The 16807-nt window shown below is 63.9% G+C and carries 30 protein-coding genes; 4 read left to right on the top strand and 26 right to left on the bottom strand.

What is annotated here, in order from left to right:
* From Q1W15_RS24260 to Q1W15_RS24160, 22 genes are all read right to left on the bottom strand, one after another.
* A partial coding sequence (locus Q1W15_RS24260; protein ID WP_300733770.1) for a hypothetical protein occupies positions 1-381 on the bottom strand: 381 nt, incomplete at its 3' end.
* Positions 378-806, bottom strand: coding sequence for a hypothetical protein (locus Q1W15_RS24255; RefSeq protein ID WP_300733767.1), 429 nt, complete (start codon positions 804-806; stop codon positions 378-380). The genes Q1W15_RS24260 and Q1W15_RS24255, both read right to left, overlap by 4 nt.
* Complete coding sequence (locus Q1W15_RS24585; RefSeq protein ID WP_367280650.1) at positions 803-976, bottom strand: hypothetical protein; 174 nt, start codon at positions 974-976, stop codon at positions 803-805. Before Q1W15_RS24585 ends, Q1W15_RS24255 begins: the two co-directional genes overlap by 4 nt.
* Positions 918-1670 carry a hypothetical protein gene (locus Q1W15_RS24250; protein WP_300733765.1) on the bottom strand — a complete coding sequence of 251 codons (753 nt, stop codon included), beginning with the start codon at positions 1668-1670 and terminating at the stop codon, positions 918-920. The genes Q1W15_RS24585 and Q1W15_RS24250 overlap by 59 nt, the downstream gene beginning before the upstream one ends.
* A gap of 768 nt (positions 1671-2438) precedes the next feature.
* Positions 2439-2990: a single-stranded DNA-binding protein gene (locus Q1W15_RS24245; RefSeq protein ID WP_300733763.1), complete on the bottom strand. Its 552-nt coding sequence runs from the start codon at positions 2988-2990 to the stop codon at positions 2439-2441.
* Between the two features lie 42 nt (positions 2991-3032).
* On the bottom strand, positions 3033-4355 hold the full coding sequence (locus Q1W15_RS24240) for a replicative DNA helicase (RefSeq protein ID WP_300733761.1): 1323 nt from the start codon (positions 4353-4355) through the stop codon (positions 3033-3035).
* Positions 4352-4684: a hypothetical protein gene (locus Q1W15_RS24235; protein ID WP_300733759.1), complete on the bottom strand. Its 333-nt coding sequence runs from the start codon at positions 4682-4684 to the stop codon at positions 4352-4354. Before Q1W15_RS24235 ends, Q1W15_RS24240 begins: the two co-directional genes overlap by 4 nt.
* 59 nt (positions 4685-4743) lie before the next feature.
* The gene (locus Q1W15_RS24230) at positions 4744-5001 is read right to left on the bottom strand and encodes a hypothetical protein (protein ID WP_300733757.1); all 258 of its coding nucleotides are present in this window, start codon (positions 4999-5001) and stop codon (positions 4744-4746) included.
* A 70-nt stretch (positions 5002-5071) separates the two neighbouring features.
* On the bottom strand, positions 5072-5869 hold the full coding sequence (locus Q1W15_RS24225) for a hypothetical protein (protein WP_300733755.1): 798 nt from the start codon (positions 5867-5869) through the stop codon (positions 5072-5074).
* Positions 5869-6270 carry a hypothetical protein gene (locus Q1W15_RS24220; protein ID WP_300733753.1) on the bottom strand — a complete coding sequence of 134 codons (402 nt, stop codon included), beginning with the start codon at positions 6268-6270 and terminating at the stop codon, positions 5869-5871. The genes Q1W15_RS24225 and Q1W15_RS24220 overlap by 1 nt, the downstream gene beginning before the upstream one ends.
* Positions 6267-6491 (bottom strand): hypothetical protein, encoded by a 225-nt coding sequence (locus Q1W15_RS24215; RefSeq protein ID WP_300733752.1) that lies wholly within the window; start codon positions 6489-6491, stop codon positions 6267-6269. The genes Q1W15_RS24220 and Q1W15_RS24215 overlap by 4 nt, the downstream gene beginning before the upstream one ends.
* Positions 6492-6651: 160 nt before the next feature.
* Positions 6652-7023 (bottom strand): hypothetical protein, encoded by a 372-nt coding sequence (locus tag Q1W15_RS24210; RefSeq protein ID WP_300733750.1) that lies wholly within the window; start codon positions 7021-7023, stop codon positions 6652-6654.
* Positions 7010-7507, bottom strand: coding sequence for a hypothetical protein (locus Q1W15_RS24205; protein ID WP_300733748.1), 498 nt, complete (start codon positions 7505-7507; stop codon positions 7010-7012). Before Q1W15_RS24205 ends, Q1W15_RS24210 begins: the two co-directional genes overlap by 14 nt.
* Positions 7491-8684 carry a hypothetical protein gene (locus tag Q1W15_RS24200; RefSeq protein WP_300733746.1) on the bottom strand — a complete coding sequence of 398 codons (1194 nt, stop codon included), beginning with the start codon at positions 8682-8684 and terminating at the stop codon, positions 7491-7493. Before Q1W15_RS24200 ends, Q1W15_RS24205 begins: the two co-directional genes overlap by 17 nt.
* Entirely contained in the window at positions 8677-8853 is a 177-nt protein-coding gene (locus tag Q1W15_RS24195) for a hypothetical protein (RefSeq protein WP_300733743.1), read from the bottom strand. Before Q1W15_RS24195 ends, Q1W15_RS24200 begins: the two co-directional genes overlap by 8 nt.
* Positions 8850-10070, bottom strand: coding sequence for a hypothetical protein (locus tag Q1W15_RS24190; protein ID WP_300733742.1), 1221 nt, complete (start codon positions 10068-10070; stop codon positions 8850-8852). Before Q1W15_RS24190 ends, Q1W15_RS24195 begins: the two co-directional genes overlap by 4 nt.
* Complete coding sequence (locus tag Q1W15_RS24185) at positions 10067-10531, bottom strand: hypothetical protein (RefSeq protein WP_300733740.1); 465 nt, start codon at positions 10529-10531, stop codon at positions 10067-10069. The genes Q1W15_RS24190 and Q1W15_RS24185 overlap by 4 nt, the downstream gene beginning before the upstream one ends.
* Positions 10476-10805 carry a hypothetical protein gene (locus Q1W15_RS24180; RefSeq protein WP_300733738.1) on the bottom strand — a complete coding sequence of 110 codons (330 nt, stop codon included), beginning with the start codon at positions 10803-10805 and terminating at the stop codon, positions 10476-10478. The genes Q1W15_RS24185 and Q1W15_RS24180 overlap by 56 nt, the downstream gene beginning before the upstream one ends.
* Complete coding sequence (locus tag Q1W15_RS24175) at positions 10802-11392, bottom strand: hypothetical protein (RefSeq protein WP_300733736.1); 591 nt, start codon at positions 11390-11392, stop codon at positions 10802-10804. Before Q1W15_RS24175 ends, Q1W15_RS24180 begins: the two co-directional genes overlap by 4 nt.
* Positions 11389-11730 carry a hypothetical protein gene (locus tag Q1W15_RS24170; protein ID WP_300733734.1) on the bottom strand — a complete coding sequence of 114 codons (342 nt, stop codon included), beginning with the start codon at positions 11728-11730 and terminating at the stop codon, positions 11389-11391. The genes Q1W15_RS24175 and Q1W15_RS24170 overlap by 4 nt, the downstream gene beginning before the upstream one ends.
* Positions 11720-11914 carry a hypothetical protein gene (locus tag Q1W15_RS24165; protein WP_300733732.1) on the bottom strand — a complete coding sequence of 65 codons (195 nt, stop codon included), beginning with the start codon at positions 11912-11914 and terminating at the stop codon, positions 11720-11722. Before Q1W15_RS24165 ends, Q1W15_RS24170 begins: the two co-directional genes overlap by 11 nt.
* On the bottom strand, positions 11911-12171 hold the full coding sequence (locus tag Q1W15_RS24160) for a helix-turn-helix domain-containing protein (protein WP_300733730.1): 261 nt from the start codon (positions 12169-12171) through the stop codon (positions 11911-11913). Before Q1W15_RS24160 ends, Q1W15_RS24165 begins: the two co-directional genes overlap by 4 nt.
* A gap of 139 nt (positions 12172-12310) precedes the next feature.
* Between Q1W15_RS24160 and Q1W15_RS24155 the strand changes: the two genes are divergently transcribed.
* From Q1W15_RS24155 to Q1W15_RS24140, 4 genes are all read left to right on the top strand, one after another.
* Positions 12311-12523 carry a hypothetical protein gene (locus Q1W15_RS24155; protein ID WP_300733728.1) on the top strand — a complete coding sequence of 71 codons (213 nt, stop codon included), beginning with the start codon at positions 12311-12313 and terminating at the stop codon, positions 12521-12523.
* A gap of 65 nt (positions 12524-12588) precedes the next feature.
* Complete coding sequence (locus tag Q1W15_RS24150; protein WP_300733726.1) at positions 12589-13101, top strand: hypothetical protein; 513 nt, start codon at positions 12589-12591, stop codon at positions 13099-13101.
* A gap of 69 nt (positions 13102-13170) precedes the next feature.
* The gene (locus Q1W15_RS24145; RefSeq protein ID WP_300733724.1) at positions 13171-13704 is read left to right on the top strand and encodes a hypothetical protein; all 534 of its coding nucleotides are present in this window, start codon (positions 13171-13173) and stop codon (positions 13702-13704) included.
* 277 nt (positions 13705-13981) lie between these two features.
* Positions 13982-14182 carry a hypothetical protein gene (locus tag Q1W15_RS24140; RefSeq protein ID WP_300733723.1) on the top strand — a complete coding sequence of 67 codons (201 nt, stop codon included), beginning with the start codon at positions 13982-13984 and terminating at the stop codon, positions 14180-14182.
* Between the two features lie 68 nt (positions 14183-14250).
* Here Q1W15_RS24140 and Q1W15_RS24135 read toward each other — a convergent pair whose 3' ends face one another.
* The 4 genes from Q1W15_RS24135 to Q1W15_RS24120 form a co-directional block, all read right to left on the bottom strand.
* The gene (locus tag Q1W15_RS24135; RefSeq protein ID WP_300733721.1) at positions 14251-14544 is read right to left on the bottom strand and encodes a hypothetical protein; all 294 of its coding nucleotides are present in this window, start codon (positions 14542-14544) and stop codon (positions 14251-14253) included.
* 276 nt (positions 14545-14820) lie between these two features.
* Positions 14821-15273: a hypothetical protein gene (locus Q1W15_RS24130; protein ID WP_300733719.1), complete on the bottom strand. Its 453-nt coding sequence runs from the start codon at positions 15271-15273 to the stop codon at positions 14821-14823.
* Positions 15266-15967 carry a hypothetical protein gene (locus tag Q1W15_RS24125; protein ID WP_300733717.1) on the bottom strand — a complete coding sequence of 234 codons (702 nt, stop codon included), beginning with the start codon at positions 15965-15967 and terminating at the stop codon, positions 15266-15268. Before Q1W15_RS24125 ends, Q1W15_RS24130 begins: the two co-directional genes overlap by 8 nt.
* A gap of 16 nt (positions 15968-15983) precedes the next feature.
* Positions 15984-16805 carry a hypothetical protein gene (locus Q1W15_RS24120; protein ID WP_300733715.1) on the bottom strand — a complete coding sequence of 274 codons (822 nt, stop codon included), beginning with the start codon at positions 16803-16805 and terminating at the stop codon, positions 15984-15986.
* Between the last annotated feature and the right edge of the window lie 2 nt (positions 16806-16807).

The raw sequence follows: 16807 nt of genomic DNA, 5'->3' as shown, positions 1-16807 counted from the left end.
GCCTGCCGCGTGCCCCACCGCTCGCGCGGGGGGGGGTCGCTCGACCCCCCGCGCACGGGCGCGCGCGCCCCCACGATAATGCGCGAGGTTGGCCGCGGTGACCGGCACTCCGATCTTCCTGAGCTCGCCACCGTAGTAGCTCATGAAAACTTGCGCGATGTGGTTCGCCGGCGCGCTGCTCGGCCGGTTTGGTACGGTCGCCGCGTCGATGATCCTTGCCGCCGCTGCCCGTACCTCGTCGTTGGTGCGGCGGGTGCCGTCAGCGTTGTTCAGCGACACCCGCAAGTCGTTTTCGGTCAGGCCGAACCAGCATGCGGCGCACACGCTCGTGCCGGGGTCGCCGCCATTCGGGCAATTGTGCGCGATAGTTGGTGCGTTCATCGCCCACCACCTCGCAGCGGGAGCACTTTGAGCGTGCGCCCCTCGTCCTGCACCAGCAGTTCGACACCGGCATAGTCCCAATGCTCAGCAGACCGCACCCCTGTACGCCCAGCGAGGGTCACACGAGTCACAGCAGGCAGCTTCACTTCGTCCACCTGCACAGGGGCAAATTTGCGGTCGTGTTCGACGAGCTCATCGTCCTGCCAAAAGCGGATGTCGCACACTCGGCAAATCCAGCGCGACCCATCCCACGTTGCTCGGTGCTGCCGAGCTTGTTCTCTCGCCAGACGTTGCAGGGTGGCCTGCGTCATATCGAGAGACTCACGCTCGGCAGCACCGAGCTCGGCTGAGAGGCGCGCGAACGCGTTCGGATCGATCACCCTCGCTGCGGCTTCGATCTGTTCGGGTGTCGGTTCTTCGGTCATATGAGAATCACTCCTTGTTCCCTTGCGGCGCGCAGCCGATACTGATGCGCCGGATTATTCGCAAGCCGCGCCCGATGCGCCGCCTGCACATGCTCCACAGCCACGAGCACATTACGGCCCCGCTGCTTCGACGGCAGCAGCCCCGCCGCCCGATAATTCCACAACGTCATCCGGGTGAGCCCCGTAGCCGCCGCCGCCTGCGTCACCGTCATCACTTGCACTTAGAACCGCCTCCACCACTCGCGCATGCACGGGGCCACGCTTCCCGCACCCGCCACAGGTGGAGTAGAAAACGCCCCGCTCCAACACGACGATAGCAACCCGCCCCAAACACTCCGAGCAAGCGCCGCGGATCGCCGGTTTTCGCGGGGGTGCCGGGTCGGTCGCCCGCCTCGCCTCCGTGAGCGCCTCCGTGAGCGGGTCGAGCACATCGAACGCTAGTTCGTGCTGCGCAATCCACCGAAGATTGCGCACCAGCCACGACTCGATGCCCTGCGCAGCGAACGGCGACAAGCGACCTTCGCTGTACCTCGGCGGGGCGACCGCGCCGCGCAGCGCGTACGGCGGATCAGTGCTGAGCTCGTCAGCCATCACGAGCACCACCACGCACGCCGCCTGAAACAGGTCATCTGCGAGGGCGAGTCGGCGGTCATCGATCAGCAGGCGCTGCTCGGCTGATTCTTGCACGCGGTCGCCGTAGCTCACTGCCCGCACCGTGCCGGGTGCTGCGTCGCGGCGAAGCTGCTCGCACATCGCGGCGAGCCCGGGCAGCCGGATTTCGAGTTCCCGGTAGCAGGCTGAGCACAGGGTGCCGGTGTAGACGCTGCCGAGACTGTCGGCGTGGGGGCAAGACCGGTCAAACATCAGCCGGCGACCCTTCTGCACGTGCGAGCAGTAAGCGAATGGCGGCTACCGCCTGCTGCGCGACCACGCCGTTGCCTAGCATCCTGAGTTGCTGCGCTCGCGAGGTGTTGTGCTCGGTTAGCGATCCAACCGTGAGTTGCTGCCCGGTCATCTGTCATTCCCCTTCGCGGCGTGGTGCTCGTCGGCGCGGATCGCGGCGTGGCAGTTTTCGCACGTCGCCGCCGCTACGGGGGCAGTGTCTCGTGTTTCGCGGCCACAATAGCCGCGCCCGCCCCGCCCCGGCACGCACACCCGGCCAGCACTTGGCCGCGTCAACGCCGCCGCCTAGCCAGGAAAGCGCGATACCGCTCGCGCTGCTTCAGCTCCCCCTCAGGCGAGCGAACCGGCCACCTCGCGACGCGGTGCCCCGTCTCGGCGCGGTGCTTTAGCGCGAGCGATTCCGACCATAGGCCCGGGTTGCACCCGCGCACCAGGCAACGCCACCTCACCGCATCCCGGTGCGCTGCATGAACGTGGCCGACCGCAGCAGCAACCGCCCGCGAGTGCGACATGCGTATCACAGACCACGCGCACGCCGTGCACACCGCCCCCCACGGCAAAACCAGCCAGGGCCGGTCAGCGGCGCGAGACACCCGCACCAGCCCCCGCGGCCGTCGAACAATCGTGCTATCGTTCATAACGCGTTTCCTTTCTCCTTGGTCATGGGGCCGGGCGGTACTTTCCGCCCGGCCCCTCCTTTGTTTACCGGCCCACGCCGGTCAGATCAGCCTAGAAAGGCTGCTCGTCATCGAACCCGCCCGTAGCCGGCTGGTTCGCCCACGGGTTCTCGGTCGGCGGCGGGGCTGCTGGTTGGCCACCGTTCGGGTTCGCCCAACCGCCGCCCGGGGTGCTGCCGTACTGCGCCGGCGGGGCTGCCGGCGGCTTCGCCCACCCGCTACCGGCCGGTGCGCCGCCCGTGCCGCCGCGGGTGACCTGCGCGGCCGCGAACCTGAGTGACGGCCCAATCTCTTCAACCTCTAGTTCGAGGCTGGTGCGCTGCTGGCCTTGGTTGTCTTTGTAGCTGCGCTGCGTCAGGCGGCCCTGCACGATAACGCGGGTGCCCTTCGTGAGCGATGCGGCGATGTTGTCGGCGTACTCGCTGTACGCTCGGCAGCTCAGCCATAGCGCCTCGCCATCCGACCAGTCGCCGGATTGGCGATCGCGAACTCGAGGGGTGCTCGCGATGCGGAACGTCACCCATGCTTTCCCGCTCTGGGATACGCGCTGTTCGGGGTCGGCAACTAGGTTGCCAACGACTGTGATTAGTGGCTCTCCGGCCATGATATGTACCTACTTTCGTGGTGATTGATTGAGGTTCGGTGTCTAGTCGTACAGCTGGGTGTGCTCGTGCTCCTTCTGGCTGATCCGGGAGAAAGCGCCATCGAAAACTAGCACCCGGTAGCCCTGCTGCCCTTGCCGATTCTTCGCCGCGATGAACTCAATATCGTTAGTCAGCACCTCCTTCCCGCCAACTTTTTTCATAACGCGGTGCAACAGGATCACGCAATCAGCTGCGTGCTCCAACGCCGCCGTGCCACGCAAGTCAGTGATGACCGGGCGCGCGTTCTGCCGCTTCGTGCTGTCACGGTTGAACTGCTCCAGCACGACAACCGCTATCCCGAGCTCGCGCGCCAACTGCTTGTACCCGTTCGCCCACTGGTTCAGTAGCTGCGTGCGCGATTCGGTAGACGCTCCCGGGGGAGACTGCGTGAGCCCGTGATAATCGACCACGAGCAGCTTCATATTGCCCTTGCGGTGCAACGCGCGAGCGAACCCCACAATGTCGGAATACTGCGTGCCGCCGCGGTCGAACACTTCGAGCGGCAGCGTCTTCAGGTACGTTTCGGCTTCCATCACCGAACGCCACCCATCCTCGCTGAGCTCGTGATTCACGAGCGCGGATTGGTGAACGTCTTGCATCATCGAAATGATGCGCTTCAGCAGGTCTTCCTCGCTCATTTCGAGGGAGACATAGCCGACGCGGCCGCCCATCTCCGCGATATGCGTTGCGAGCTGTAGGCCGAAGATCGACTTACCGCCGCCCGACGCGCCCGCGACTGTGTACATCGCGCCCGCACGAATCCCGCCGATCATCGCGTTCAGCGAAGGCCACGGGGTCGGCGTGTACGGCACGTTCGTTTTCATTTTTTCGACCAGGCCGGTGAACGCCTCGCCGATCGGCCGCGACTGCCTGAGCACGCCGCCGCGCAGCCCGTCGAGACGCGCGATTGCTTGCTCGAGCAGGTCGCCGCCGTCGCCGCCGTTGGCTGCTATCTCGGCGATCACACCAGCCTCTTCGAGCAGCCGTCGCCGCTCGCCGTGCTCGCGCACCTCGTGCCCGAAGCCAACCCACTGCACGCCGACGATGCCAAGATTCATCAGCTCGTACGCGTACGTCGCCGACACAATGTGATCTTTGCCGGCCCTGATGATATGAGCGTTCACAGTCGGCGCGTCGCACGCTTTCGCCGCATCCGAGACAGCAACCATCGCCTCGTACACCGTCGCGTTCACCACGCTTTGGAAGTCGGCGGCGCGCACGATCTGCCTAACTTCCCAGATCACAGCGGGCGTGTCGAGGATCGCGGCGAGCAAATATTTCTCCGTCTCCGGGTCATATTTGACCGATAGCTGCTCGCCCGTCATTCAGCATCGATCCCGAGCATTTCGAGCACCTCGGCGGGGGTGACCTCAGCGTTAGTGAGCACCAGGCGCGCAGCAACTTGCGCGGCCCCTGAAGGTGGCACGTTCACGCCGGGGTGATCCGCGCCGAGCGCGTCGGCGACCGTTCGCGCCGTGATCTGATGCGCGAGCGCCACGAGTTGCGCAGCAGCTTCCAAATCGTTCATACGAGTGGTCACACCGCTAACGGATAGCGTGATTGCGCCGTCAATTTCGACCCCTCGCGTGACCATCGTAGCTTCAGCTTGCGCCATGCCGCCAAGCCGAACACCGTCTGTAGAACGTCGGTTCACCCGAATCTCCGACCGGATCACTCCCGGCGCTGCCCCGATCACGTATCTCGTCCCCATGTTCAAGCCTCCCCTGCTTCGATAATTTCGATGATGTTCGCGGGCATCACGCGCCACGTGTTGCGCCGGTAGTGCTCGGTGATAGCGGCCCGAACCCGGTTCATGTCGTACCCTTCGAGCGCGGCAAGCCACGATTCCGCATCAACCCGGCCGCGAATGATCCCGTCGAACCCGGTCGCCCACACGTGCAGCACCCGAATTTGTTCGAGAGTCGAAATCGCCAGAATCGTTTCTAACGGACTTTCAGGGGCGTTGTGCACCAACTCCCCCAGGCGGGCCTTATCGTCGCTCCTAGGCGGCAAAGCGGCTCGCTCCGAGCGCGTTAACCCGTCATTGGCCGATTGCATTCGCCCCCCAATCGTGATTCTGGCCAGAAATGAGATCCCGTGCCATCTGATCCGCCGCCGACAACTGAGCCCGCGCAGGCTCAGGCAAATGCTCGTCAAGCCACCGCTGCTGATTTAGCCAGGTAGCCGGGTGCGGAATATGCCGCGGCTCAGTGCCAGCCGCGCGCCACGCCGCCGCATGATCCAAAACCGCCGCATTGATCACGATCGGATCGGTACCGCGAGCTGCCTTCTCGAAAGCCTTGACAGCAGCACCTTTCCCGACCCGCCTCGGATAGATCGACCAGAAAGTTTCGAACGTCGAATCGCTGGTGTTATTACTGATGTTCTTGACTTGGTGTTCTATAGGCATTGGTGTTCTTATATGGGGATGCGGATTTCCCGGGCTATGGTTTTCCAGGGCTGTGGTTTTCCGCACACCATCACCCTGAAAACCCGGGCTGTGGTTTCCCGCATCGGGTTCCGGGTCGGCCTCCGCGCCGCCGCGCTCGTCAAACACGAGATACGTCGCACCAGTGAACCTGCCCCCATCGCCCTGAGTGCGAACCGCGCGAACGTAGCCAGCTTCCCGAAGCTCACGCAATGCCGTATCTAGCGCGTCGCGCCCCTCGGTGAACTGATCGTCAAGCGAGGCCCGCGAAATCTCGAACCCGTCAGAGTGCGAAAGCATGTGGCACAACACGCCGAGCGCCCGCGCCGACAGATCGCCACGCGGCCTGAGCACGTCATTCGGAATCTGCGCAAACTGCGACGATAGCCGCCGCCGTGATGGGCTGAACACTAGAACTCGAACCCCGAGTCGGACGATTCCTCGGCGATTTCGCCGTCATCCTCGGCAATCTCAACGTCGATAATTTCGGCCGCACGCTTCGCCTCGTGCCGTGCAGTCACCGCGGCCGCGTGCAGTCCCGACTCGGTGATGACACCAAGCTCGAAATCGACCATGACGCGCCCCAGGCTCTCGGCGGCGAGCGCACCGTAGCGCGCATCTTCCATCTGGCCCTCGCTGTTCCGGTCGAGGCTCGCGAGGTTCGCATGCTCCCGCGCTAGGCGCTCTTCGAGGCGAGTGATTTCGTTGCGAGCGCCGACGCGCTCAATCTCGATCGCGCGCAGCCTCGCGTTCGCCTCGGTTACGTCTGCGCGAAGTACGCGGATTTCGTTGATCAGATCGTGCTTTTTCACTTTGCGTCTCCTTCGGTTGCGACCTTTACGGCCCGGCTTACTGTCTGCACGCTCACGCCGGCGGCGAGCGCCACGGCAAGCGGCGATTCTCCTGATTCGACGGCGGCGACTATCGCGGCGTTGCGGCCTGCGAGCGCGTCGGCTAGCGCATGCTGCGCTGCGGTGGTGCGCTTCTGCGCGTCGCTTACCGCGTCGATAGCGGGCGATCCGGTGAAAGTCATTTAGGCTTCCCTCTCAATGGTATTTACTGGCATGTTGCCTAGCGTGTTGTCACGCATGGCAACACCGATTGTTGCACGCGTGATTCGAAACCGCAAGCCGGGCACAAAAAATGGCCCCAACCACCAATCAAGGTGGCCGGGGCCAAAAACGAATCCTTCCCTACACGTCAGACACCAACCCCGAATCCAGCAACCGCACCCGACCAAACATGTACAGCGTTACCGGCACGTCAGCAGCACGAGCACCAGGCCCAACCAGCAGCCCCGCGGCGAGCGCAGCAGCCCTACGCGACTCCACCAGGCCATGACAGCCCGACGTGCCATGCCCGCACAGAATGAGCCCATTCGACGCAGCACCCAACGCCGGATCGGACGAACCGCCCATGCCTCGCGGGTCACGATGATGCGCTGACCACTGCCAGCCGCGCCGCTCCCACACCAGGCCGCGCCCGCACGACTCGCACGACGCGAAAGCGCGACCCCACATGAGCCGCACCACCTCGCCCGGGAATGAGCCGTCAGGTCGCGTCATGCGCTTCCCCGATGCTTCCTGCGCGCGCATCGGCGCGGTCGGTGCGGTGCATGCCCTGCTCCGTGCGTACCGTCTGCGAATAATCCCGCAACGCCACCACGCGGGCCTCTGACACGCGGCGCTGCCGCATCGCATCGGCGTACGCCTTCGTGGCGCGCACATGCCGCTCAGCGAGCGCGACCGACATGCGCTTACCCTCGGTCATTTCGAGCACCGTTGCCGCCTCGTACTGCTCGCACTGTGACTTCAGTTGGCCAGCCAGCGCGCCCTCGCGGGCAATCTCTCCCGCGATCACTCCGGAGAGCACTAGCAGCACCGCGCGCGGCGTATCCGCGCCCGCGCCGCCGAGCGCCCGCCCGATCGCATAGTGCAACGGGTCGGCCGGGTCTGGCTCCAGAATCGACAGATACCCGAAACCGAGTTGATGGCGGGCTGTCCAATGCAGCCCGCCATCAAACCAGCCCGGCTTAGGCTGCGGAATCATCCCCGCCGTCCTGCGGTTCTTCCTCAGCGTCTACTGGCTCGCCCGAGTCTTCGGCGTAGACGGGCTGCTCGAGCTGCTCGGCGGCGGCATCCTGCGCGGCCGCTTCAGCGTCGGCGAGCTGCTGCACAACCTCGCTGCGCAGTACCCGAATCAGCGACCCGAGCGGGATTGGCGCTCCGGCCTCGTCGCGCTGCCACACGCTCGGCCGCCCCAGGTCATCGAACGCGAGCGCGGGCGCGGTGAGCACCTTTGCGGCCTCGGCCGAATCCCAAACCGTGCGCAGCGTCTCAACGTCTCCCTTGCCTGCCGCACCCCACGCGTTGCGGGCGTGCACGATGGCCGCGTCACTCACCGCGCTAATAATCTGCTCGTCAGTGACTTCAGCAGCCGGGCGAGCGGCTGCACTCGCCGTACCCCGGTCGGGTGCCGGGGTCGGGGCCGGTGCCGCCGCTGGCTTCGCGGCGGGCCGCACTGTCGGGTGCGACTCAGCCGCGGGCTCCGGTGCCGCATGCTCGGCCGCCGGCGGCGCGGGCGGGGCTGGCTGCGGTGCGGCCGCGGGCGCGGGCGGGGTGCTCGGCATCGACTCATAGTGCCCACCGTCCACCGGCTCACCCTCAGCATCCACAGTCGCGCCAAGCTCTTCCGGCGTGTACCGCGCACCACCCAAAGCATCCTCAGCAGCAGCACGAGCACACTTCGAAATCGCACGAGCAACACACATGCTCTTGCCGTACTTCTGCCAGTTCCCCTTGCCGAGCAGGCCAGCCATTTCGGCATCCTCGTACCCGAAGGTCATCACCGTGGGGTACTCGTGGTCATCGTGCCGCACGATGGTGCACGTCGCGACGTACGTTCCGTCGCGCCACGAACCATCTTCAGTCACGCGCAGCTTATGCCCTGCCTGCCGCACCAGCGAAGACATGAGCGCACTGGAAATCGTCCACCGGCCATCGATCATGTGAATACCGGCGAGCGCTTCGAGCGGGTGAATGCCCATCATCGCGCCGACCTCGCAGATGTAGAACGTCTGCGCTAGCTGAACATCGTAATTCGGGTTCTGTGCGGCCCGCGGCAGCAGTGCGCTCGCTGCCGCGATCGTCGCAACATATTCCTTGCGCGATTCAAGCGGTGCGGCGCTGTAATTCCTCGCCGCGTCATACACAACAATTTCAGTCATCGTCATTCCCTTTCAGTTCGGTGATGCTCATGCCGGGCTCGCACCCAGCGACTGGCCCGACAAGCTCAGCGAGCTTGCGAATCGCCGCGATCTCCTCAGCGGTGAAGTCTTCAAGCTCCACCCGCGTCGATCCGTCGCAACCTTCCAGCGTCACAATCGTGCGAGTCACTTCAGCCCCCAGTTCTTCGGCGGCGTAACTGTAACCTTCGCCACCGACCCCGAGCCCATGACTTTCTTCGTGTGCTTCGCCTGCTCGGCCTCCCACTGATCCATCGCAGCAGTCAGCGCAGCCTTCGCCTGCACCACCCGAGCCGCAAGCTCCGGTGCCGCCTTCATCGCCGCTTCCACATCGGGAACCTCAGACTCCACACCCGCGCTCGGTGCCGCAAACGTCACCTTGATATTGTCGAACGAATCCGAGAAAGCACGCCGCGGTGCGAGCGTCGGCAAATCATCGCCCGCCCGGTCAACCTCGGCAAGCTCTTCAGCGTCCCAACCCGCGGCGAGCGCGAGCAGCTCGTCTCGCGCCGACTCCTTCGCCTCCTTCGCTTTCTTCTCAGCAACGTGCGCGTCGGCATACTTGCGAGCCTGCGCACCATAGACACGCCGCTGCACGTCAGAGAATGTTTCCGGCCCGTCAGCGATGAACCCCGCGAGCTCTTCGTCTAGCACGATCAGGCCAGCCAGATTCTGCTCGTACAAGGTTTCAAGCTCGGCGGTAAGGTCTGACCGCTCGAACACATATTCGTGCGTGGCGACAACCTCGGGGCCGAAATCGGCGAGCTCCAACCCGCCGTCGAACTCCCAGCCCGGGCCGGGGCGGTTCTTCCACCTCGACCAATCGTCGTTGTGCTGCTCCACCACCAGGCGAACACGCTCGGCACCGGTCGCGAGTAGCTGCTGCAAAATCTGCTCGAAATAGCGGGTCGCCTTGAAATCCTTACCTGCGGGGTTCAGGTCTTTCGCTGAGGTCTTGCGCTCCATCAGCTCAACCTCTCCGGCGAAGTTGACGGCGACAAGATCAGGTGTAGCCGTGATCCGGTCATTCACGGCCGCACCAATGAGCAGGCCGCACTGGTGCCAGCCCGACCCGAGCAGCGTGCGGATCGCGTACGCCTCCCGGTAGTTGCCCCACTCGGTTGCACGATTGCCGGAAAATTCCGACTCGGTGCCCGAAGCTTTCTTGCGCATGTGCTCGCGAATGGTCTGCGCTCGCGAGCGTGCAAGTAACGGCGCATCGGTGCCAGTGACGCGGGTTCGGCGCTGTTCCAGCCAGTGTGCCCGGTCTGCGTCAGATGCGATCGCGCGCGACCATAATTCGGCCAGTTCTGGCTCGGGTGCGGGCGGCGGCGTGAATCCCGCCGCGGTAAGTGTTTGCGCGGTCATTCGTTTTCTCCTTCGTTTTCGTTGGCCGGGCCTTCGATAATGCGCCAGTTTTCCTTAGTCACAAGATTCAGCACATCGGCCACGCTGCATATCCGGCTGCCGCGCCTCCAATACAGGGCATCTACGTGCGGCTCAAGCACTACTGCATACGCTGAACACTGCGATTCAGGCGGTGGAATCACGAGCGAGTATGGCCGCGTTGGCAGCACAATCGGCCTATCCAGCAAGAAAACCTTGCGACCCGCCTCGGCATGCGCGGTGAACGTGCGACTGAAGCCAACCGGTAAGTCGCCACGCTCCCTCGCCACATACTCAATAGCCGAGATTGACGATAACCCTTCGCCGCGCTCGATCCGAATAAGGTCACCCTCACGGATATGTGACAGCTCGAAAATCTCCGCCCGCTCACTCATTGCCGCGCCCCGCAATATCTTCGCCACCGAGCCCGTCGAGCGTCTCATGCTGGCGCGCCTCGTACGCCTCACGCAGCAGACTAGCCGCGTGCTCCGCGTTCCCCTCAGCGATTAGCTCGATGCGAGACAGAGCGACCCGGTTCGTCAGCACGCCCTCGCTACCCGTCGCCTGCTCAACCACTTCGAGCTCCACCACTGCCAGATGCTTCGCACCCGACGCGAACCCCACGGTCAGCGCTTCGAGCGCATCCTGCTGCGTGAGCCCGTTACGGTCGCCCTCGGGCTGCTTCGCCGACAGCTTTACCTTGCGTTCCATCATCATGATTTCTTCCCTTCGATCAAGTGATCCCACTGCACCTTGCCGTGAGCTTCTACACCTTTCGGGCCGGGCTCGTAATCCGAGACGCCAGCCCAATATTCGAGCATCGACAGCAGCGCGAACGCATCTGCCTCATGCTCGCCCGCAGCGAGCCCTGGCGCGACGATCGCAGCCCGAGCTTGCATCAGGTCTTTACCGGCATTGCCGTTCTCGGCAAGCCAAGCTTTACCGCCCTTGGGCGTGATAACCACGATGCGGCACCCCATCACGCGCAACCGCGCAATGATCGACCACCGCAACCCCGCACGCTCGTCAGGGCTGCCATACTTCGACATGTAAGACGGCCCCTCGATCGCGACCAACGCACCCAACGGCACCTTTTCTACGATCTGCGCGGCCGTGCGCTCGATGCGGCTCGAATGGCCGTGAGGGTTACGGTCACCGCGAGGGATCGCCGCCGACTTCACCGTTACCGCGATGCGCTCCCGGCCAGTGTTGATCACGATGCCGGTATTCGTGAGCGCCGGGTCAATACCCACGAGCACGGGCTGCCTGCGCGCCTGCGCGGCCTCGCTCGGCAACGAGATCACGACGCACCCCCGGCCGTCAGCTCGCGCGCCAGCTCGTTCGGGCACCGCTCGCCAGCAGCCAGCGATATGCTGTGCTCCTGGCAGTCGCCCTCGCGGCCGTAGCGACATTCTGTTGGCTCCATCAGATTCCACAAAGCGACCCTGGCCGCCTCTGCGCGTTCGACAAACTCAGCGATCGACGCGAGCGAATCACACAGCGGGCACACGCAATGCCGCAACCCGGGAACCTTTGTGCGCTCCGAGCCATCGCGAACGAACGCGACATGCTCGCGCCCCGCCTCCGACAGCACGGCCATCAACTCGGGGGAAAGAATCACCCCAAACTCGTCACTCGCCATCGTCAGCCCCGTTCGCCACAACCGCGAACCGCACCACGTCAGCACCGAACCCGACGAACACGACCACGAGGATCAGCCACGGCCCGTTTTGCGCCCACTCACCGGTGGCCGCGACCGAAACGACGTAGAACAACGCCGCCGCGCCAAGCGCGCTCACCCACGCCACCGCCCGCGCCGCGCTCATTCGTCGCCCTCGAATTCTTCCGGCATGCTGTCGAACGAGCTTGAAAACAGGTGGCCAATCGGTCGGCTTCCGCCGATCGCGCTGTTGATCTTCACAGCAACGCTGAGCGTTACCGATTCGCCCCGCATGACCTTCGTTGCCGTACTCCGCGTCACGCCGGCGGCCGCGGCGAGCGCCGTAGCCGATTCGGTTTCCGTCGTGATCATCCGCTTCAGGATTTCGCTTGGTTTGGGCCTCATCATCACGTACATCTCCATTTCTGCACCTTTCGTCGCCGTCTTTCCCGGCTGGCACTGAACTTAACACGATTGAACACCAGTGCGCAACCTTGCGCACCATCAAGCATGCGTGTACAGTTGTGAGCGTCAACCGAAACGCCAAAGCAAAGGAAAAATCATGGCAACCTTCACCACCCGCGACGAGGCGATCCAGGCCGGAATCATCGACGTTATCGAGGCATCAGGCGAGGTCGCCGAAGCCGACACCGCGTTTAACGTCGCCGCAATCGCTGACGAAATCATCACCTTCGATCAGGCGACCCAGCTGTACTCGATCACCGTCGAGCACGACGAATTCTGGGAAATCGTGTTTAAGCACCAGCGCCTCTAAAGCCACACCAGCGCCACCGGCCACACCCGACCGGGGGCGCACCCACGACACCAAGGAGAAACCCCGTGACATACGCAGAAACCCGAATGCAGATCGACCAGTACATTGCGGTCGGCGCAACGCACATCGCACTCGCCGTCGAGGGCGAGCAGGCTTGGTTCACCATCGCCGAGATTGAGCAGCTTTGGGCCGACCTTGCGCCCGGCGACCCGTTCGAGGTGACCGGGTTCAAATCAGAGAGCGAGCAGCCAGTGACTGAGCCCGACCCGATCACCGAATGGGTTGCGAAGATGCGCATTGGTCAGGTGTGGCAAGCGATCGACTGCGCACCAGAGAGCGCCAAGGGGTCGCCGATGCTCGTCGCGCTTCAGGCCCGCATTGCCCGCTGGGTTGACTTTGGCCCCGGCGACCTCGTTCGCTGGGCCGACCCAGCGGCCCGTCAAGACGTGTACGGAATCGTCATTCGAGTGGACTCAGCCCACGATGTCGTTACCGTGATGTTCGTCGGCAGCAAGAAGACATCCACCGTGAGCAGGCATGTGCTCATGAGGGTGAACCCCATCAGCAGCAAGTCTTAACGGCGACCCGTAAACACGAATAGCGCCCCGGCATCACAGCCGGGGCGCACAACACTAAGGAGAAAACAAGTGACCACCGAATTCAAGGCCAGCAACGGGCGAGTTATCGAGTCGAGCTACGGCGGCGCTGAAGTCAGAATCTTTGACAACGGCGTGAATATGCTGAACGACTGGAACCACCTGAGCGATAGCGACCAGTTAGCACTGCGTGAGTACTTCCTGCATGAGCTCGGCGTTTGGGTCGATGGCGAGTCGGGAGCGGTCGTGATGCGGCTCAGCGGCTCGGATACCACAGCAAATGGCCGCTGCATCGGCATTAGGTTGCTTGGGGCATTCTTTACGATCTGGGAGCATGGGCCCCATGGCGAACAGGCCGCCGATATTGCTGCCCGCTACTTCGAGGCTCACCCGGAACTGAAACCCTGGGAAGACGCTGCCCCCGGCGACGCGTGGGAGCTCACTTACCGCATTGGCAGCAGCGATATGGAGACAGCGGCAGCGATCCGCACAGAGGCCGGCGGGTGGCTGTTTGCTGACTCGCGCGGCCGCGGCAAGCTCACGTTCGTTGCCGGCCGCCGCGTCTGGCCCGAGGTTGCCGAGTGACTCCCGAGCGGGCCGCGAAGCTCTTCGCCGCGGCAAACCTCCCATCGGTCGCTGCGTGGGTTAGTGGCGACGGATACGCAATCACTTCCAGCCAGGGGAAGCTCTCTATCGAGCTGACGGTCAGCGAATCCCGGAACCCCCCGATCAGTCTCACGGTATCGACTTCCAGCGGCTGCATTAGGTCGATTCGGGCGATGGTGTCGTTCGGCGAAGTAGACACCGAAGCTCTCGGCATCCTGATCGACTTGTACGCGTCACGCGACTGGGAGACTTTCGAATGAGCGCCGAAGATTTCGCCCACGCGATCGAGATAGCGCGAGCACGGGACAAGCAAGGCGCGCCCGCTTACCTCGTGGTGCGTCCCGGCCGCCGCGTGTACGTCGCTTTGTGGCTGCACACCGCGCAGATGCTCGCCGCCGCCGCGCCGGGCTCGCATATCGTCCACTACGGCACCGGGAGACTGGCCCCACTCGAGTAACAACCTCTCCCACGCACAGGAACGCCCCGCACGCGCGATAACTCGCAACGTGCGGGGCGTTCTGCATATCAAACAACTTCTGGGCTATCAGGAGCTTTCCCGAGCCCGACCAACGACAGCAGCCGGTCAACACCAGCTAGGCCCATGATCTTCGTCACAGCGGTAGACACCGCAGCAACCGCAGCAGCAGCGCCGAGCAGCCACAACCGCAAATGCTCAGGCACCACGCCGCCGAGCTCGTCAGCAAGGATCGTGAGCACCTCGGGCAGTACGCCCACGAGTACCACGAGCGCGCCGAGCACCACAGCGACCGCCGTGCGCTTCGTGCGCTGCACCGCGTCAGTACGTGCATGCTTCGCCAAATCTATTCACCCCCTTCGCGTGAATTTCCGTAGTCCAAAACCGGCATTTCCTCCGGTCGCGCACCGAGTCGCACCGCGAGCAGTTCAAGCCTGCGAGCCCACAACAGCAGCATGTGCTCACGCCGCTGCGAGTCGCGCAACTGCTTCGCGAGTCGGTCAACCTCGCCCCGCCGCTCCCGGCCAGCCGTAGTGACAGCGGCCGCGATAACGTCGATCAGCTTCGGGATAGTCGCGCCGCCGGCGACAGCTACAGCAATCGGCACCCAATCCACGCGCCTACCCCCTCGGCCGGTATGTGAACCGCCAAATCATCAAAAAACGGACAAGGAAAGCGATAAGCGCCATCGCGACAACGCCAAGCTGAGTAAGTCGCGACCCCGACTCGGTGAAGTGCAGCGATAGCACGATAGCGCCGTAGATGGTGAGCGCGCACCCCATCAACCACAGGCCGATGCGCTCGAGCTTCCAGTGCTCGCACGCGCCGCCGAGCATCGCCGCGAGCGCGCCCGCCGTGAGCAGCAGCCCAACCGATGCCATAACCTGCGGCCCGCCGACCTCGCGCGACAGCGACACCGGCGGTGCGGCGAGCGTCACCAAACCGGTACCGAGCGCGACCCCGTACAGCAGCGTGAAAGCCACCGACAGCTCGCGCGGCCGCGGAACCTTCAGCCACCACGTGCGGAACCAGGCCCGCACGCGGTGAGCTTCCAGGCGAATGCTGCTAGACATTCGGGATTGCCTTGAGGTCTGCCGCGGTCACCTGCCCAACGATCACCGGGGCCGGGTAGCCGGCCGACGATGCGGCGCTTTCCTGCGCCCGGATCGCATTCCACTCGGCCTTGTGAATCAGCCGCTTACGGCCGTCTGCGAGCAGTCGATAAATCGACCCCTGCCCGTTCGTGGCCTTGTCCTGAACGTACACAGCGCTCATGTCTTCCTCTTCTTCCTGCCCCATCAAGGGCATATTTGGTGTGGTGCTTCCTGGCTTGACGATGCGGCGGCCGTTCATAAATTCCGACCAGCCGAGCAGCTTTGGGCTACCCCCCAGGTCGCGCATCAAAGCGTCTACGCTCGGGTAGATACCACGACCGACCATTTCGCCCTTGCTGGCATCCCAGCGAATGAGCTGGCTATTCAGCAGCGGCGAAGTGAGCACCCGCCCATCAGCGAGCCGGGTGCAAACATGCCCCCAGTTGCCGTATCTCGGCGGCCTGCCGTACGTGCCGTAGTGGTCAAGCCAGATCGGTGCGGCGATACCAAGGGGCGGCAGCTCGCCAAAGTGCCGCCCCTGCTGTCCGTCCCAGCCCTGCCTCGCGTTATCGAACGCGACCGGTGCGCCGAATGTCGATTGCGTCTGCCTGAGGCACCACCCGAACCCGTCGAGCGCGTCAAGGCCAGGCGCGACTAGCTGCGTGTAGCTCACAGCTTCCTCCTTAGTGTCATGATTTGGCTCGCCACATCAGCGAAACCGGGTAATACGCGTCGGCAGTAGACGAACCAGAGTAATAGCCGGCTGGCATGCTGGCTCGCCCGTCATCTCCCATTCGGATTGAGCCGGTCAAGTTTGAGCCGGTTTTCACCGACCGCGACTCGCCGATGAAAACGTGCGTGGCTGGCCTGAATCCAGGAGGTGCGGTGAAGATCGAGTCAATACCACCAGTCAACGCGTGCAGAAGTGTGTTCATCGTGCAGAGCCCGCTACTGTCGCGATAAATCTTGTTGTCGTACCCGAGCCCAACGGCGACTTGCCAACCTGCCGTCATGATTGGTTCGGCGGTTGCGAGCCCGAACCCCCACGTACCGTTTAGTCGAGTGCGGGTGCTCTTCTCTGACAGCACATGAGCGTGCGAGCCCTCGATGCCAGCCCACGCCGCGAGCTCCACAAGGTTTCGCACCCACACCACGCCACCGGCCATTGCGGTGTACGGGAATAGCGGCGTGAGGATAACACCTGCCGAGTTCATCGACGTAGTGCCGGCCGGGATTTCGACCGCGTACAGCGGCAGCGCGTCAGCATCATCAGCGGGAAGCGTCGGGCGGATCGGCGTTGGCGAAGGATCACCAGCACGAATCCTCAATACGGGCTGCGTAGTGCCCCCGTCGATAGTGCTGATTTCCTGCGTGAGATACAGCAAATCGATGCGCCTATTCGTGGTCGGCGGCGCAGCGAACTGCGGCGACCGCGTGACACCTTCGTTCGCAACAAAGCACGCTCCCCGCTTGTCGAGCACCGCCCGAAAGTCGAGCACGTCGAGCGTCATAT

Origin of the sequence: Pseudomonas sp. (assembly GCF_030150285.1) — a bacterium.
Lineage (GTDB): Bacteria > Pseudomonadota > Gammaproteobacteria > Pseudomonadales > Pseudomonadaceae > Aquipseudomonas.
The sequence above is the reverse complement of the archived record's forward strand: the minus strand, read 5'-3'. Positions and strand labels throughout refer to the sequence as shown.